A 16,712-nucleotide genomic window follows, 5' to 3' on the forward strand; every position below is an offset into this window, starting at 1 on the left:
CGCGCTCCTCATCCTCTTCTGTTCACCGCTCAGCGCACCATATTGGCATCAAAGCGGACAAAGGGTTAAGTTCACTGCGCCGTTGGTGGACCTTGTGCGGGGCCTCAGGAGGGAAGAGACGCCTTCGGGCGTTTAGGTTCCGGCTTGGCCGGGTTCGTGAACGCCTCGTACGCCTTGAGAACGTCCTCCGTCGGCCCGTCCATCCGCAGCTCGCCGCGCTCCAGCCACAGCACCCGGTCGCACGTGTCGCGGATCGACTTGTTGCTGTGGCTGACCAGGAAGACGGTGCCCGCGTGCTTGCGCAGCTCGCGGATCCGCTGCTCGGAGCGCTTCTGGAAGGAGCGGTCGCCGGTGGCCAGGGCCTCGTCGATCAGCAGCACGTCGTGGTCCTTGGCCGCCGCGATGGAGAACCGGAGCCGCGCCGCCATGCCGGAGGAGTACGTGCGCATCGGCAGCGTGATGAAGTCGCCCTTCTCGTTGATGCCCGAGAAGTCGACGATCTCGTCGTAGCGGTCGCGGACCTGCTCGCGGCTCATCCCCATCGCGAGGCCGCCGAGCCGCACGTTGCGTTCGCCCGTCAGATCGTTCATCAGGGCGGCATTCACGCCGAGCAGCGAGGGCTGTCCGTCGGTGAAGATGCGCCCGTTCTCCACGGGCAGCAGACCGGCCACGGCCTTCAGCAGGGTCGACTTGCCGGACCCGTTCGTGCCGATGAGCCCGATGGCCTCGCCGCGGTGAGCGGTGAACGACACGTTCCGTACGGCGTGCACCGTGCGCACGCCCGCCCGCTTCTCGGCCTTCTTCCTGCCGCCCAGCATCCGGTTGAGGGCAGCGGTCGCGGTGCCCCGGCCGGCGCCCGTGCCGTTGACGCGGTAGACGATGTCGACGCCGTCGACGATGACGGTGGGAACGGTCTCGTCCCGGTCCTTCGTGAAGTCAGCCACGGCCGTACGTCTCCTCTGCCTTCCAGAAGTAGATGAACCCGCCGACGCCGACGAGCAGCGCCCAGCCCAGGGCCAGGGGCCACACATGGGGCGGCAACTGGTCCGCGGTGTAGCTGTCGATCAGCGCGAAGCGCATCAGGTCGATGTAGACGGCGGCCGGATTGGCCCGCAGCAGCACCATCACGATGTGCGGCAGGTCCTTGTCGCCGATCAGGTGGTTCAGGCTCCACATCACGCCGGACAGGTACATCCACGTCCGCAGCAGGAACGGCATGAGCTGAGCGATGTCCGGCGTGTGCGCGCCGATCCTGGCCGTGATCAGGGCGAGCCCGGTGTTGAAGGCGAACTGCAGGAGCAGCGCCGGGAGCACCAGGAGCCAGGACGCGGACGGCGGGATGCCGAAGCAGAGCAGGATCACCACGAGCGCGCACATCGAGAACAGCAGCTGCTGGAGCTGCTGCAGGCAGTACGAGATGGGGAGCGAGGCGCGCGGGAAGTGCAGCGCCCGCACGAGCCCGAGGCTGCCGGAGATCGCCCGGGTGCCCGCCATCACCGACGACTGGGTGAACGTCCACACGAAGACGCCCGTGACCAGGAACGGGACGAAGTCCGGCACGCCCTTACTGGTGCCCATGAGCACGCCGAAGATGAAGTAGTAGACCGCCGCGTTCAGCAGCGGCGTGGCCACCTGCCAGACCTGCCCGAGCTTCGCCTGGCTGTACTGCGAGGTCAGCTTGGCGGTCGAGAAGGCGGTGATGAAGTGCCGGCGCTGCCACAACTGGCCCACGTAAGCGGCCAGGGAGGGGCGGGCGCCGCTGACGGTCAGCCCGTACCGGGCCGCGAGGACCGCGGGGTCCGTCACGTCGGGGGCGGGGGAGGGGGCCGGTGTGGGAGGCGTGTCCAGGACCTGACTCACATCCGCTGCTTTCGCTCGGGGGGACGGCGTGGCATCGGGTCCGCGCGGTACGGAGGCCTGCTGTTCGCCTGCTGCTTGCCTGCCGTTCACGTCGGGACGGACCCGTATCGTCGTGACGTGAGAGTAGGCCCGGGGGACGTCGGAACGCAACCGTTTCGTCGTAACGGAACTATGCTGGCGGTATGACGACCAACGCCGACTCCGCCAAGCCGACGCGTCGCCGGGCCCCGGCCGGAGCCGCCGTCCTCCGCGAGGACGTGACCGACGCCATCCGCGCCGCCGTCTTCGAGGAACTCGCCGCCGTCGGCTACGCCCGCATGTCCATCGAGGGCATCGCACGCCGCGCGGGCGTCGGCAAGACCGCGGTCTACCGCCGCTGGCGCTCCAAGCTCCACCTCGTCCTCGACCTGGTCTCCGCCATAGCCGTACAGGGCCTGCCCGCACCCGACACCGGCTCCCTCCAGGAAGACCTGCTGCTCCTCTACCGGGTGACGTCCAGGGCCCTGAGGCACCCGGTGGCCGGCCAGATCATCCCCGACCTCCAGGCCGAGGCGGCCCGCAACCCGGAGATCGCCGAAGCGATGCAGAAAGCCCTGCGGGAGGGCCAGCACGGGGTGGCGAACGGCATCGTGCGCGCGGCCGTGGCGCGCGGGGACCTGCGCGACGGACTCGACGAGGAACTCGCGCTCGACCTCATCTCCGGCCCCCTGTACTGGCGCTCGGTCGTCGTGCGGACGCCGGAGCTGCCGAAGGGCCACCTGAAGCGGCTGGCGGCGGCCACGGCAGCGGCCCTCAAGGCGCTGTAGCGCGCCTTGAGGAGAATCGCAGACGGCCTTCACCCAAGGTAAGGACGGCGCGCCGCCGGCCCGGAGCTCCACCGGGCACCGTCCTCCCCACCCGCGGTCGCATCACTACGGGAGGGGACGTGTCGCGGTGCCCCCGCAGGACACCGCGGGAACCCGGCACCGGACGGCCCGCCTGAGCCGGGTCAGCCGAACTGGCCCGGCTGGTAGTCGCCGCCGGTCATCCGGTTGATGACGCCCATGCGGTTGGAGGCGTTGATGAGGGAGATGAAGAGGAGCAGGGCCGCGAGCTGCTCCTCGTCGTAGTGCTTGGCGGCGATCGCCCAGACCTCGTCCGGGACGCCGCCGGCGGCATCGGCGATGCGCGTGCCCTGTTCCGTCAGTTCGAGGGCGGCGCGCTCGGCGTCGGTGAACACGGTGGACTCGCGCCAGGCGGCGACCAGGTTGACCCGCGCGGCGCTCTCCCCGGCGTGCGCGAGGTCCTTGCTGTGGGCGTCGGTGCAGTAGCCGCAGCCGTTGATCTGGCTGGCCCGGAGCATCACCAGGTCCTGGGTCGCCCTGGGCAGCCGCGCGCCGTCGATGAGCGCCCGGCTGGCCGAGGAGAAATGCTTCAGGGCTTTGGCCACGACGGGGCTGCTGCCGAAGAGATCGAGTCGGGGTGCGTGGGATTCCATGACGTGGTCCTCACTCGCGTTGTGGGCAGTGACGAACACGAGATGCCGGTGACCCGACGGGCGTGACGACGCGGCAGTGTGACGTGAGCCACACGGCGAGAGGTGTCACAGAACAGCGGCGCCCGACGTCTCATGCGCGAGACCGCCGGGAACCGGCGAAGCAGGCAGCGCAGAAGCCAGTGAAGAGGAGCCCTCCATGGCAGGCCCGCCGCAGACCGCGCCCGACCCCGCCACGGAGGCGTTCGTGGCCCACCGCAACCTGCTGTTCACCGTCGCCTACGAGATGCTCGGCTCGGCCGCCGACGCCGAGGACGTGCTGCAGGAGACCTGGCTGCGCTGGGCCGGCGTCGATCTCGGCACGGTGCGGAACCGGCGCGCCTACCTGGTCCGGATCGCCACGCGCCAGGCACTGACCCGGCTGCGTACGCTCGGCCGCCGCAAGGAGACGTACGTCGGCCCGTGGCTGCCCGAGCCGCTGCTCACCGCGCCCGACGTGGCGGAGGACGTCGAGCTGGCCGACAGCGTCTCGATGGCGATGCTGCTCGTCCTGGAGACCCTGGCGCCGACCGAGCGGGCGGTGTTCGTACTGCGCGAGGTGTTCGACCTCGGGTACGGCGAGATCGCGGAGGTCGTCGGGAAGAGCCCGGCCACGGTCCGGCAGATCGCGCACCGGGCGCGGGCGCACGTCGCGGCGCGCCGGCCGCGCGGTCCCGTGTCGCAGGCCGAGACACGCGGCGTCCTGAAGGCGTTCCAACAGGCCGTGGAAACAGGTGACTTGCAGGGTCTGCTCGACATCCTCGCGCCGGACGTCGTCTTCCTCGGCGACGGCGGCGGAGTCGTACAGGCCGCGCTGGAACCCATCGTGGGGATCGAGAACGTGGCCCACGTGCTGGGCAGGATCGCCTCCGCGGTATCGGTCGAGCCGACCCGGATCAACGGTGCCCCGGCGCTGCTGCTCCGAGCCGACGGCGAGATCATCGCCGTCCTCGCGGTACGCATCGACGACGGCCTCGTCACCGGCCTCTACGCCGTACGCAACCCGGAAAAGCTCTCGCGCGTGGAACGGGAGACCCCGGTGAGCCGGTGACCCGCGGGGTGGCTCACGCGACCCGCGTCGCCCCCGCGAACGGCATCTGGTCGATCGGGGCGATCCGCACGGGCGCGCTCGGGTTCGGGGCGTGGATCATCTGGCCGTTGCCGATGTAGAGGCCTACATGGCTGATGCCGGAGTAGAAGAACACGAGGTCGCCCGGCTGGAGTTGGGAGCGGGAGACGCGCTGCCCCGCGTCGATCTGCGCGTACGTGGTGCGCGGCAGGGAGATGCCCGCCGCGCGGTACGCGGCCTGTGTCAGGCCCGAGCAGTCGAAGGCGTTGGGGCCCGTCGCGCCCCATACGTAAGGGCTGCCGATGGCGCCCTGTGCGAAGGAGATGGCCGCCTGCACGCGGGAGTTGGACGACGTGTCGAGGTCGGCTCGCGGCGTGGAGCGGGAGGCGCGGTCGCCGGTGTCGGAGGTGGCGACCGCCCGGTCCGCGGGAGTGAGCCGGGCGAGCAGTTTCCGGGCGTCCGCCAGCTTCTTCGTCACCGTCTTCTTCTGCTTCTCCAACTCCGTCTGCTTGGCGCGGAGTTCGGAGAGAGTCCCGTCGGCCTGCGTGTGCAGCTGGTCGATCTCGCGCAGCTGCTTGCGGACGCGGGTGATCGTGGCGGCCTGCCGGGTGCCGACGCGGTCCGCGAGGGACGCCTCGTCGAGGTACCGGTCGGGGGAGGAGGAGAGGAGCAGTTGGACGGACGGGTCCACGCCGCCCGTGCGGTACTGCGCCGCCGCGACCGCACCCAGCTTCTGCCGCTGGGTGTTGAGGGACTCGGTCCTGCGGGACGCCTCGTCCTGCAGCGAGCCGACCTTCTTGCGGGCCTGCCCGGCCTTCTCCTTCGCGCCGTTGTACTTCTCGGTGGCGACCTCCGCCTCCTGGTAGAGCCGGTCGACCTTCGCCTTGACCTGGGCGGGGCTGAGGTTCGGCTCCGCGTGCGCCGCGCCGCCGTCGAAGACGGTGGCGGTGGCCGCGGAGGCGAGAGCGAGGGTGGCCGCGGTGCGGATCGTACTGCCACTGAGCGAACGCCGTTTCGGCTTGCGATGCGCTGCGGGCACGAAGAGCCACGTCCTTCCGGTTCCTACTGCCGCCGGTCGCGCGTCCGGCGGCGGCCCGCACAGGGGGGGCGGGCCGCCGCCGGACTTTTCTCGGCGGTGGTGTCCGACTGCCGCCCCTGGCCCGGGCGGCGGTGGGGAGCCGGGCACCTGAGGAAGGACGCTAAACCTCGGCGTAACGGGGTGGCGTTGGATTGTTCGGAACTGGCTCGTTTGTTACGGGTGGTGGCAGAGAGTGACAGTCGGTTGTCCGGGGACGCCCGGCGCACAGAGGAATCCGGCATCCCGTTAGGCTCCGGAGCCATGGACGTACTCATCCATCTCTTCGTCGGCCTGCACATCATCGGCATCGCCGCGCTCCTCGGCGGTTTCCTCACGCAGATGTCGGCGATCGGGCAGGGCACCGCCCGCTTCAACAAGGCGATGTTGCACGGCGCCCTGACCATGCTGGTGACCGGCGTCGCCCTGGTTGGCCTGAATCAGGCCGACGGCAGCACCGTGAACAACATCAAGATCGGTGTGAAACTGGCGATCCTGATCGTGATCCTCGGCATCGTGTACGTGAAGCGCGACGAGGAGACGGCGGAGAAGGGCTTGTTCGCGGCGGTCGGCGGCCTGACCGTGGCCAACATCTTCATCGCCGTTCTCTGGACCTGACCCGCTCCGTGGATCTGACCGCCCCCACCGCGGTGACGATCCAGACGGCCACCGCGATCCACAGCAGCACCTGCCCCGGCCCGTCGAGCCAGGACGCCTCCACGGCGGTGGCCACCGTCAGCATCGCCACCGCCGTCATCCCCATCGGGAACACCGTCGACCAGCGCCGCACGTCGTACGTGAACCGCGGCTCCAGCACCTCCGCCACCGCGAGCACCACGTAACAGGCGACATCGAGCGCGAGCAGCACCCCGCACATGTCGCGCAGCACCCCGGTGACGTCGGAGTTCCAGAGGCCACCGGCCCGCCCCGCGAGCACCAGCTTCGACGCGGCGAGTGCCGAGATGGCGAGCGCGCCGCCCGCGACCCAGTGGTCCCCGGCCCCCGTGAACACCTGCCGGAGATCGAACCGGGTGAACGCGGCGACGTACATCACGATGCCGAACCAGAACACCACCATCGACGCGTAACCGAGCCAGTCCACGCCCAGGCCCGCCGACAGCGTCGCCCCGAGCACGGCCGGCCCCTGCGTCGCCACACAGGCCAGGAAGACGGCCCCCGGCATCCGTGGTGTCCAGTGCCGTACGACGACGCAGAGCAGCCCCGGCCAGGCGAGCACGGCGATCACCAGCAGCACCTCGGCGATCCCTTGCCGGCCCATGAGGGAGATCCGGGTGCCGAGCACGCAGGTCGCCGCGACGGCGGTCAGCGCGGGCGGGGTGTCCGCCTCGTGCCGCCAGCGGCCGCGGTCGCGCAGCAGCCGGAGCGCGAAGTCTGCCGCCAGAAGCACCCAGAGCGCGGCGGCGAGCACCAGGAGGATGGCGGACAGAACGCCGTACCCGGTCAGACGGAGCCCGACCGAGATGATGCCGGTCGCCATGACAGCGGCGCCGGCGGCGGGCGGGAGCTGGGACCAGAAGGGCCGCGGGGGCACGTCGGCGCGGTGGTTCGGGCGGTGCTGCACCGCCCGAACGTAACCGCGGCCGAGGTCAGGCGGGGCGCACCACGCTGTGGATCGACGCCGTGCCGTCGTAGTAGATGGATTCCTCGCGGACGTACGCGCCCGGCTTCGGCGCGTGGATCATCATGCCGTCGCCCATGTAGAGACCGACGTGGCTGATGTCGTCGTAGAAGAACACCAGGTCACCGGGTTGGATATCGGAGAGGGAGACCGTCGTGCCGACCTCCACCTGGTCCCACGTGGTACGCGGCAGCGAGATGCCGGCGGCCTTCCACGCGGCCTGGGTGAGGCCCGAGCAGTCGTACGAGTCCGGTCCCGTGGCGCCCCACACGTATGGCTTGCCCTCCTGGGACTTGGCGAACGCGAGGGCCTTCGCGGCCTTGGCCGCGTAACCGGACGAGGTGCCGGCCGACGTGTCGGACGAACCGGTGCCGGAACCCGAGCCGCCCTCCTGCTGAGCCGCCTCCTCGGCCGCCTGGCGCTTCTTCTCCTCCTCGGCCTTCTGCTTCTCGGCGAGCTCCGCGGCCTTCTTGCGGGCCGCCTCTTCCTTCTTCTTCTCGATCGCCGCGAGCCGCTGCTTCTCCTCGGCGGTCAGCTTGGACAGCAGCTCGCGCGCGTCGGACAGCTTCGTCTGCACGCTCCGTTTCGAGGTCTTCAGCTCGGTCTGCGACGAGGTGAGCTGCTGGAGGTTCTCCTGCGCCTCGGTGCGCTTCTTCGCGGTCGTGCGCTGCTGCTCCTGGTAGGCGTCGACCGCCTTCTTCTGGCTGGCCGTCATCCGGCTCATCAGCCGGTTCTGCGCGAAGTAGTCCTCGGGATCGTCCGCGAGGAACATCGTCGCGGTGTCGCTGATCCCGCCCGAGCGGTACTGCTGGGCGGCGAACCGGCCCAGCTCCTGGCGGGCCGTGTTCATCTTCTCGGTGCGCTGCGCGATGTCGTCGAGGAGCTTGTCGACCTGCTTCTTCTTGCTGTCCGTCTGCTCCTTGGCTGAGTTGTACTTCTGCGTGGCGGCCTCGGCCTGCCGGTACAGGCTGTCGACCTTCTTCTGCACCTCTTGGAGGCTCGGTTTGGCCGGCTGCGCGGGGGCGGCCTGCGCCGTCTGCGAGAGCAGCGCCACGGAGGTGAGGGCGGCGGTCGTGATCCCGACCGCCGGGGTCGTGCGAAGGCCGCCGGACATCCGGGAGCGGGTGCGCGGCTTGCGGTGCGACGCCAAGGAGGCGACTCCTTCCGTGGTCCGCCTACCGGGTTAGCTGTCGGGTTCGGGCCTACGGAAGGCTGCCCTACGGTCAACTGCCCGGTACCGCTGGGCTGTTGAGCCGATTCACCCCAAGGTCGGTTGGGTCCCCGGTTCCCTGCCTCTCGGCGTACGGGACTCGGCGGGGGCTGACCGCTCGCCGCGTTGTTCGCGGTCGGGGGGACGGACTGCCCGCGCAGCACCGTAGCCAACTCGTGTTGCTGCTGTGAAGGTCGTTGTTCGATTTGCCCGATACATTTTCGTGACCTTGGCGACACCGGGGGCCGGACGCCCGGGCGGAACCGGAGCCGGCCGCGCCAGGTGACGAAGTGATCGCACCGGGTGATGGCGGATGCGTGAATGTGCGGGGTTGTGAAGGTGGGGGCGGGCTGTCAGTGGGGCGGCCTAGACTCGTATGGCGATGAGCAGCCTCTTTGACGACAGCTTCCTGGCAGGCCTCCAGAACCGGACCGAGGAGCCCCCGCCGCCCGACAGCGAGCACGAAGGACCGGTACCGGAGCCGATCCCGGACGACCTGTTCGGCGGGAAGTTCGACGTGCCCCCGGCCAGGGACGCGTACTACCGCGACGGCGCCCCGCGCCCGGCCCTCGACCCGGCAGCCCTCCTGGACGGGCTGAACGAGAACCAGCGGGCGGCCGTCGCGCACGGTGGCTCCCCGCTGCTCATCGTGGCGGGCGCCGGCTCGGGCAAGACCCGCGTCCTCACCCACCGCATCGCCTACCTGCTGGCCGAGCGCGGTGTGCACCCCGGCCAGATCCTCGCGATCACCTTCACGAACAAGGCCGCGGGCGAGATGAAGGAGCGCGTCGAGTCCCTCGTCGGACCGCGCGCGAACGCCATGTGGGTCTCCACCTTCCACAGCGCGTGCGTGCGCATCCTGCGCCGCGAGTCGAAGAAGCTCGGCTTCACGTCGTCGTTCTCGATCTACGACGCCGCCGACAGCAAGCGCCTCATGGCCCTGGTCTGCCGTGACCTGGAGCTCGACCCGAAGAAGTTCCCCCCGAAGTCCTTCAGCGCCAAGATCTCGAACCTGAAGAACGAGCTGATCGACGAGGAGGACTTCGCGGCGACCGCCGCCGACGGGTTCGAGAAGTCCGTCGCCCAGGCCTACGCGATGTACCAGTCGCGGCTCAGGGAGGCCAATGCCCTCGACTTCGACGACCTGATCATGACGACGGTGAACCTGCTGCGCGCGTTCCCCGACGTCGCCGACCACTACCGCCGCCGGTTCCGGCACGTCCTGGTCGACGAGTACCAGGACACGAACCACGCGCAGTACGCGCTGGTGCGCGAACTCGTCGGACCGGCCACGGACGCGGAGGGCAACGACGCCGACCCCGCCGAGCTGTGCGTCGTGGGCGACGCCGATCAGTCCATCTACGCGTTCCGCGGCGCCACGATCCGCAACATCCTCCAGTTCGAGGAGGACTACACGGACGCGACGACGATCCTCCTGGAGCAGAACTACCGCTCCACGCAGACGATCCTGACCGCGGCCAACGCGGTCATCGAACGCAATGAGTCGCGCCGCCCGAAGAACCTGTGGACGAACGCGGGCGCGGGCTCCCAGATCACCGGCTACGTCGCGGACACCGAGCACGACGAGGCCCAGTTCGTCGCCGAGGAGATCGACCGGCTCACGGACGCGGGCGACGCGAAAGCCGGCGACGTCGCCGTCTTCTACCGGACGAACGCGCAGTCGCGTGTCTTCGAAGAGATCTTCATCCGCGTCGGCCTGCCCTACAAGGTCGTCGGCGGCGTCCGCTTCTACGAGCGCAAGGAGGTCAGGGACGTCCTCGCGTATCTGCGGGTCCTGTCGAACCCCGAGGACTCCGTCCCCCTGCGCCGCATCCTGAACGTGCCCAAGCGCGGCATCGGCGACCGCGCCGAAGCCATGATCGACGCCCTCTCCCAGCGCGAGAAGATCTCCTTCCCGCAGGCGCTGCGCCGGGTCGACGAGGCATACGGGATGGCGGCCCGCTCCACGAACGCGGTACGGCGGTTCAACACCCTCATGGAGGACCTGCGGACCATCGTGGAGTCGGGCGCCGGCCCGGCCACGGTCCTGGAGGCCGTCCTGGAGCGCACCGGATACCTCGCCGAACTGCAGTCCTCCACGGACCCGCAGGACGAGACCCGGATCGAGAACCTTCAGGAACTCGCCGCCGTCGCGCTGGAGTTCGAGCAGGAGTCCGCCACGGCTTCGGAGCCGGACGCGAATGCGGATTCCGGTGCGGATTCGGCTCAGGGTGAGGACGAGGGCGAGGGCGAAGCGACCCGCGGTGATCTCTCCGCCTTCCTGGAGCGCGTCGCGCTCGTCGCCGACTCCGACCAGATCCCCGACGAGGAGGACGACGGCAGCGGCGTCATCACCCTGATGACCCTGCACACCGCGAAGGGCCTCGAATTCCCGGTGGTCTTCCTGACCGGCATGGAGGACGGCGTCTTCCCGCACATGCGGTCCCTGGGACAGACCAAGGAACTGGAGGAGGAGCGGCGCCTCGCGTACGTCGGCATCACCCGCGCGCGGGAGCGGCTGTATCTGACCCGGTCCTCCATGCGCAGCGCCTGGGGCCAGCCCTCGTACAACCCGCCCTCGCGTTTCCTGGAGGAGATCCCGGAGGCGCATCTGGAGTGGAAGCGCACGGGCGGCTCCGCGCCCGCGCCCTCGACCAAGGGCATCGGCGGCGGTATCGCCGCATCCCTGTCGTCGTCCCGCTCCCGCACGACACCGGCCTTCGCCACGCGCCGCGCCAACGAGAAGCCGGTCGTCGCCGTGGCCGTCGGCGACCGCGTCACACACGACCAGTTCGGCCTCGGCACGGTCGTGGGCGTGAGCGGATCAGGGTCGAACGCGGAGGCGACGATCGACTTCGGCGACCCCAAGCCGAAGCGTCTGCTGCTGCGGTACGCGCCGGTCGAGAAGTTGTAGCGCCCGGCCCGGCCGGGGTGGCTTCACGTCGGGTCGAGGCCGTGGCTGCGGAGCCACGGCAGCGGGTCGATCGCCGAGCCGCCCCCGGGTCGTACCTCGAAATGCAGGTGCGGCCCGGTCGAGTTCCCCGAGTTGCCCGAGTGCGCGATCACGTCACCGGCCTTCACGGGCCCGCTCATCACGGTGTGCGAGGAGAGGTGGCAGTACCACGTCTCCGTACCGTCCTTCGCGGTGACTATCGCCATGTTCCCGTACGCGCTGTTCCACTGCGTGCGCACGGTCCCGTCCGTCGCCGACATCACCTCGGTCCCGTACGAGACGGGGAAGTCGATGCCGCTGTGCACGGACATCCAGTTGATACCGGCCTGCCCGTAGTAGGCGCTCAGCCCGTGCTGCTTCACCGGCAGCGCGAACTTGGGCCGCATCGCCTCCTTGTGCGCGGCCTCCTCGGCGGCCTTCTTGCGGTCGGCCTCCTGCTTCGCCTTCAGGTCGATCCGCTCCTGCGTGCGGCTCGCCCGGTCGGCGAAGTCGCCCGCGTCCGCGGACACGTCCTTGAGCTGTGTGTCCAGCTTGTTGTTGGCGACGGACGGCTTCACCGCGCTCGCGTCGGGCGCCGACGCGGCCTGCGTCTCCTTGCCGTCGTCCCCGCCGATGCCGCCCACGGACGCCGCCGCGACCCCGGCGACGCCGACCACGCACACCGACGGCACGGCGATGGTCAGCAGAGCGGAGCGCTTGGCGGGGGTGCGGCGCCGGGACCGGCCGCCGCGGGGTGCCGCGCGCCGCGTGAACTCCGGTCCGGCGGGGGCCGCTTCGGCCTCCGCGGGTTCCAGGTCCAGGGCCGTTCCCGGCTGCGGGTCCGGCTCGGTCTCGGAGTCCTCGTGTGCCCGGGGATGTTCGGTGGGGGTGTACTGGTCCGGCACGAAGGTGTGCACGGCCGTTCCGTCGAGGTCGCCATGCACGGCGGTTCCGACGGGCATGTCATGCACGGCCGTCCCGACGGGAGCGTCCAGCACGGCGGTTCCGTCGGAATTCCACGCCGTGGCGTCGTACGCGCCCGTGTCGTAGGCCGTCGTCCCGAAGACCGGCGCCTCGAAAGTCTGCGTGTCGTAGGTCTGCGCGCCCCACTGGCCGGTGTGCTGCTGCCCGTAACCGGCGTCGCCCGCCGCCCACATGGCGGTCGTGTCGTAACTGCCCGTGTCGTACGCGGAGGTGGGGTACGCCGATGTCTCGAACGCCGGTGCGGTGAACGTCGATGTGTCGTACGGCGATGCCGCGTAGGGAGCCGCGTACTGCTGCTGTTCGCCGGTGGTGGGCCACTGGCCCGTGGCGTACGCGCCCGTTTCGTAGGAACTCGTGGCGTAGGTGCCCGTTTCGTGGGAACCAGTGCTGTACGGGTCGTTGCCCGGCAGGTCGCCGAAGAGAGGATCGGCTACGAAGCTGGTCGTGGAGTAACCGTCGTGCGCCGCATAATGCGCGGTTCCCGACGGATGACGGTCGTTCACCCACTTCTCTTTCGCCTCGACAACAGGGCTGCCAGAGCAGTGCGGCGACTGTACCCGGCAGTACGTGGGCGCGACAATCTTCGGCCGGTTTCATGCCCCGCGGAATGGGGCAATCAGCCGCCTTTCGGTGAACAGTGGGCACAGCTTTGGCGCTGGGTTCGAGGTGCGTTCGACGTTTCGCCGGATTTGCCCGGTCGGATCGGACCGGTCGGAGGTGTCGGCCGGAGGTGCCGGTTCGGAGCGCCGGTTCGGATCTGACCCGTCGCAGGCGTTGGTTCGGAGGTGTCAGTCCGGACGTGTCCGGCCGGGCCTCGTCACGCCACCGTCAGGCCGCCGAACGAGTCGGCGGCGCCCGCTCCTTCCCTCGTCGGGTCGGCGTCGAGCGCCTGGCGGACGCCCGTCGCCACGGCCGGGTGCACCGGCAGCGCCAGATGACCGATCCCCGTCACCCGCACGTTCTGCACGAGAAGATCCGGGTGCTCGACGCACGCCGTCTCCAGCGGCACCATCAACTGGTCGAGATCGCTCCAGAAGCTCACAAGGCGCGTACGACAGTCCGGCGCCGGCCTCTTCAACTCCTCGATGACCGACGAGCCCGGACGCATCTGCCGCACGATCGGATGCGCGTCCGCGAGCGGCACGGCCCTGGTCCCCGCGTGCGGTGTGCCGAGCGTGACGAGAGTGCGCACCCGCTCGTCGCCGTCCAGGCACTGCACGTAATAGCGCGCTATCAGACCGCCCAGGCTGTGGCCCACGATGTCGATCCGCTCCTGGCCCGTCCGCTCGCACAACTCCTCGACGTGCCGGGCCAGCAGCGCCGCCGCCGTCCGTATGTCGCAGGTCAGCGGCGAGTAGTTGAGCGACTCGATCCGCTGCCTGCCGTGCTGGATCAGCGAACGGCGCAGCAGGACGAAGATCGAACGGTTGTCGATGAAGCCGTGCAGCAGCAGCACCGGAGGTTTCTCGGCGGTGGGCAGGCGCGGCGCGTCCGCCAGGCCGCTCATGTCCTTCAGGTCGTCGGCGTCGGTCGCGTTCTCCAGGTTCTCGAGATCCGCCGGCGTGAGGGCGGCGTCCGACGACGCCATCACCGGCAGCGCCGCCGGATGCCTTCGCTCCGGGAGGATTCCCGAGGGATAGAGGAGCAGATGCCCCGCGAGGATCGCCAGCTCCAGCGCGGTCGCCTTCAAGAGCGCGATCGACAGACCTGCCAGTCCGGTCGGCAGCAGGTGGCAGAGCGGGCGAAAGGGCAAAGCCCTCGTGACCTTCATCGGTCGACCTCCCGTCGGCACGCGGGGGAGACCTCTGTCCCCCGTGTGCACTCATGAGGAGCCGAGCGAAGCAAGCCCACGATCAGGCCGATGTGCCGACCGATCCAAACGTACGAAGGCCGAACGTGCCGTGCCACCGTGACGTGCGGCTGTCGGCGCGGTGGCCGGGCGACCTCGAAGCGGCTCCCCTCGCGCCTGTACCGGATGGACTGATCAGCCGACCGATACGGTTGCGGCGCGCAGCGAACGTGTCCCACTGTGTGATTTCCCCCTCGCTGAGCACCGTGAAACGGCCGGTTGCGGGATGCTGTGGATAACGTTCGTTCACTGACGTTCGTTCACTTCGGATGCCCTGGATGGGGTATCCGGCACCCGGGTGCGGGTACCACCACGGTCCCGGGGGTCAGTCACTTCATGGAGGCAGTGATGGGTGTGGCAGCCGGTCCGATCCGCGTGGTCGTCGCCAAGCCAGGACTTGACGGCCACGATCGCGGGGCCAAGGTGATCGCGCGGGCGCTGCGCGACGCCGGCATGGAGGTCATCTATACGGGTCTGCACCAGACGCCCGAGCAGATCGTGGACACCGCCATCCAGGAAGACGCCGACGCGATCGGTCTGTCCATCCTCTCCGGCGCGCACAACACCCTCTTCGCGCGCGTCATCGAACTCCTCCGGGAGCGCGACGCCGACGACATCAAGGTCTTCGGCGGCGGCATCATCCCCGAGGCCGACATCGCTCCGCTGAAGGAACAGGGCGTCGCGGAGATCTTCACCCCGGGCGCGACCACCGCGTCGATCGTGGACTGGGTCCACGCCAACGTGCGGCAGCCGGCCCAGGCGTAGGCCTCCGGCTCCGGGCGCGTTGTTGCGCGTTATGGGGCGGGCGGTGACTGTGGCGTTCGCCGGGGTGGGCGTTGGCTACAGCGGGGTGGGCGTCGACTGCAGCGGCGGGCTGAGTTCGGTGCGCATTGTGTGGCGTAGCCGCAACGTGCCCACCAGACGTTGGAACGCCTCCGCCCAGTAGCCGCCGGCCCCCGGCGCCGCGTCCTCCGCCTCCTCCACCGTGGCCGTGAGCCCCTCCAGGCGCACGGCCTCCTCCGGGTCCAGGCACCGTTCGGCCAGGCCCATCACCCCGCTGAAACTCCAGGGGTAACTCCCCGCGTCCCGCGCGATGTTCAGCGCGTCGACCACCGCCCGGCCCAGCGGCGGCGCCCAAGGCGTGGCGCACACCCCGAGCAGCTGGAACGCCTCCGACAGACCGTGCGCCGCGATGAACCGCGCCACCCAGTCCGCCCGCTCCGCCCCCGGCAGCGCCGCCAGCAGCTTCGACCGCTCCGCGAGCGAGACCGCGCCGGGGCCCGCCGCATCCGGTGCCGTCGGGGCGCCGAGCAGCGCCCTCGACCAGCCGATGTCGCGCTGCCGCACCGACGCCCTGCACCACGCCGCGTGCAACTCGCCCCGCCAGTCGTCGGCCACCGGCAGCGCCACGATCTCCTCCGGAGTGCTGCCGCCGAGCCTCGCCGGCCAGCGGTCCAGGGGTGCCGCCTCCACCAACTGGCCGAGCCACCACGACCGTTCGCCCCGGCCCGCGGGGGGTTTGGCCACCACACCGTCGCGTTCCATCGCCGCGTCGCACTCGTGCGGGGCCTCCACGACGACCGTCCGCGCCGCCCGGTCCAGAGCCACGCAGGACAGCGCTCGGTCCGCCATCCGACCGGCCAGCGCCGAATGCGGGAGCGCGGAGAGCAACTCGGCGGCTGTCGCCCGGACATTGCGGCTGCGGTCGGTCAGCGCCCGCTCCAGGAACGGCTCGTCCGCGTCGCCCAGGCCCGCACGCAACGAATCCAGGAACATGAGCCGGTCCTCGGCTCGCTCCGTACTCCACGCGCTCTCCAGGAGAACGCGCGCCGCCTCGGAGTCGTGTGCGCGGACCGCTGCGAGCAGCGCCACTCTCTCCGCGAACAGGCCCTCCGCCCACAGAGTTCGTACCCGCTCCGTCTCCTCCGGGGCGGGCAGCGTGGTGCCCGCGCCCGGGGTGGCGCGCAGCGCGAACTTCCAGTCCGGGTTGAGGCGGGCCAGCCACAGGGCGCGGGGGCCCGCGAACGTGAGGGCTCCCTGACGCAGGTCGGTACGGCCGCGGGCCGCGTCCAGGAGGGCCGGGAGGAGTTCGGGCGGAGGCGCGTAGCCGTGGTCGTTGGCCGTGGCCAGCCACTGCGGGAGCAGTTCCAGGAGGTCGGGGGCGGAGCCTCGGCGGGTGGTGGCGGTGCCGGGGCGGTCCGTGAGGAGCATGGCCAGGCGGCTGCGGGCCGGGGCCGGGAGCCGGGGGCGCGGGTCCGCTGCCGCGGGGGCGGGGGGTGTGGCGGCCGGGGCGGGGCGGAGGCCTGCGCGGCGTCGAACGGTCTGGACGGCTGCCTCGTCGAGGAGGGCGGCCGGGGTGGTGGACGAGCGGCGCTCCGTGCCGAGCAGCGCGGTCGTCACCAGGTCGTCCCAGGATGTGGTGGGCGTCGGGCTGGTCATGTGGATCCCTCCTATTGCGTGTGGGCACCTGGTCACGTGCTCGCCCTGTTGTGTCGTGGGGCGGGGGCTGTGGCGGGGTTCCTCCTCGGCCGGATCGGTGTCGTCGTTTGTTGCCTGCTGTAGGTGGGTCGTCCGGCGGGTC

At 70.3% G+C, this 16,712-nt stretch carries 14 protein-coding genes and 1 riboswitch; of the genes, 5 read left to right on the plus strand and 9 right to left on the minus strand.

Translation table 11 applies throughout. From position 1 onward, the window contains the following. Nucleotides 1-104: 104 nt before the first annotated feature. Together AB0J02_RS40535 and AB0J02_RS40540 are read right to left on the minus strand one after the other, a co-directional pair. Nucleotides 105-944, minus strand: coding sequence for an ABC transporter ATP-binding protein (locus tag AB0J02_RS40535; protein WP_363198929.1), 840 nt, complete (start codon nucleotides 942-944; stop codon nucleotides 105-107). Continuing rightward, nucleotides 937-1,860 carry an ABC transporter permease gene (locus AB0J02_RS40540; protein ID WP_363198930.1) on the minus strand — a complete coding sequence of 308 codons (924 nt, stop codon included), beginning with the start codon at nucleotides 1,858-1,860 and terminating at the stop codon, nucleotides 937-939. Before AB0J02_RS40540 ends, AB0J02_RS40535 begins: the two co-directional genes overlap by 8 nt. A 182-nt stretch (nucleotides 1,861-2,042) precedes the next feature. Between AB0J02_RS40540 and AB0J02_RS40545 the strand changes: the two genes are divergently transcribed. Then, nucleotides 2,043-2,666 (plus strand): TetR/AcrR family transcriptional regulator, encoded by a 624-nt coding sequence (locus tag AB0J02_RS40545; protein WP_363198931.1) that lies wholly within the window; start codon nucleotides 2,043-2,045, stop codon nucleotides 2,664-2,666. 182 nt (nucleotides 2,667-2,848) lie between these two features. Here AB0J02_RS40545 and AB0J02_RS40550 read toward each other — a convergent pair whose 3' ends face one another. After that, on the minus strand, nucleotides 2,849-3,337 hold the full coding sequence (locus tag AB0J02_RS40550; protein WP_363198932.1) for a carboxymuconolactone decarboxylase family protein: 489 nt from the start codon (nucleotides 3,335-3,337) through the stop codon (nucleotides 2,849-2,851). Nucleotides 3,338-3,533: 196 nt separating this feature from the next. Between AB0J02_RS40550 and AB0J02_RS40555 the strand changes: the two genes are divergently transcribed. Continuing rightward, nucleotides 3,534-4,424 (plus strand): RNA polymerase sigma-70 factor, encoded by an 891-nt coding sequence (locus AB0J02_RS40555; protein WP_363198933.1) that lies wholly within the window; start codon nucleotides 3,534-3,536, stop codon nucleotides 4,422-4,424. A gap of 13 nt (nucleotides 4,425-4,437) precedes the next feature. On the opposite strand, the gene AB0J02_RS40560 is transcribed toward AB0J02_RS40555, so the two are convergent. Further along, nucleotides 4,438-5,481 carry an NlpC/P60 family protein gene (locus AB0J02_RS40560; RefSeq protein WP_363198934.1) on the minus strand — a complete coding sequence of 348 codons (1,044 nt, stop codon included), beginning with the start codon at nucleotides 5,479-5,481 and terminating at the stop codon, nucleotides 4,438-4,440. Between the two features lie 300 nt (nucleotides 5,482-5,781). Between AB0J02_RS40560 and AB0J02_RS40565 the strand changes: the two genes are divergently transcribed. Continuing rightward, nucleotides 5,782-6,135 (plus strand): hypothetical protein, encoded by a 354-nt coding sequence (locus tag AB0J02_RS40565; protein ID WP_363198935.1) that lies wholly within the window; start codon nucleotides 5,782-5,784, stop codon nucleotides 6,133-6,135. On the opposite strand, the gene AB0J02_RS40570 is transcribed toward AB0J02_RS40565, so the two are convergent. Both AB0J02_RS40570 and AB0J02_RS40575 read right to left on the minus strand, forming a co-directional pair. Then, nucleotides 6,113-7,099 carry a tellurite resistance/C4-dicarboxylate transporter family protein gene (locus AB0J02_RS40570; protein ID WP_363198936.1) on the minus strand — a complete coding sequence of 329 codons (987 nt, stop codon included), beginning with the start codon at nucleotides 7,097-7,099 and terminating at the stop codon, nucleotides 6,113-6,115. The two genes, AB0J02_RS40565 and AB0J02_RS40570, sit on opposite strands and share 23 nt — an antisense overlap. A gap of 25 nt (nucleotides 7,100-7,124) precedes the next feature. Continuing rightward, nucleotides 7,125-8,306 carry an NlpC/P60 family protein gene (locus tag AB0J02_RS40575; protein WP_363198937.1) on the minus strand — a complete coding sequence of 394 codons (1,182 nt, stop codon included), beginning with the start codon at nucleotides 8,304-8,306 and terminating at the stop codon, nucleotides 7,125-7,127. A gap of 6 nt (nucleotides 8,307-8,312) precedes the next feature. Continuing rightward, nucleotides 8,313-8,482, minus strand: a riboswitch (cyclic di-AMP (ydaO/yuaA leader). 266 nt (nucleotides 8,483-8,748) lie between these two features. Here AB0J02_RS40575 and pcrA point away from each other — a divergent pair. After that, nucleotides 8,749-11,280 carry a DNA helicase PcrA gene (gene pcrA / locus AB0J02_RS40580; protein ID WP_363198938.1) on the plus strand — a complete coding sequence of 844 codons (2,532 nt, stop codon included), beginning with the start codon at nucleotides 8,749-8,751 and terminating at the stop codon, nucleotides 11,278-11,280. Between the two features lie 23 nt (nucleotides 11,281-11,303). On the opposite strand, the gene AB0J02_RS40585 is transcribed toward pcrA, so the two are convergent. Together AB0J02_RS40585 and AB0J02_RS40590 are read right to left on the minus strand one after the other, a co-directional pair. Continuing rightward, nucleotides 11,304-12,785: a M23 family metallopeptidase gene (locus AB0J02_RS40585; RefSeq protein WP_363198939.1), complete on the minus strand. Its 1,482-nt coding sequence runs from the start codon at nucleotides 12,783-12,785 to the stop codon at nucleotides 11,304-11,306. Between the two features lie 314 nt (nucleotides 12,786-13,099). Then, a complete protein-coding gene (locus AB0J02_RS40590) occupies nucleotides 13,100-14,053 on the minus strand; it encodes an alpha/beta fold hydrolase (protein WP_363198940.1) in 954 nt (317 codons plus the stop codon). A 426-nt stretch (nucleotides 14,054-14,479) separates the two neighbouring features. Here AB0J02_RS40590 and AB0J02_RS40595 point away from each other — a divergent pair, with 426 nt between their 5' ends. Beyond that, nucleotides 14,480-14,896 (plus strand): cobalamin B12-binding domain-containing protein, encoded by a 417-nt coding sequence (locus AB0J02_RS40595; protein ID WP_363198941.1) that lies wholly within the window; start codon nucleotides 14,480-14,482, stop codon nucleotides 14,894-14,896. Between the two features lie 75 nt (nucleotides 14,897-14,971). On the opposite strand, the gene AB0J02_RS40600 is transcribed toward AB0J02_RS40595, so the two are convergent. Next, nucleotides 14,972-16,570, minus strand: coding sequence for a DUF5691 domain-containing protein (locus tag AB0J02_RS40600; RefSeq protein WP_363198942.1), 1,599 nt, complete (start codon nucleotides 16,568-16,570; stop codon nucleotides 14,972-14,974). Between the last annotated feature and the right edge of the window lie 142 nt (nucleotides 16,571-16,712).

Source organism: Streptomyces sp. NPDC050264, from assembly GCF_040655895.1.
GTDB lineage: Bacteria > Actinomycetota > Actinomycetes > Streptomycetales > Streptomycetaceae > Streptomyces.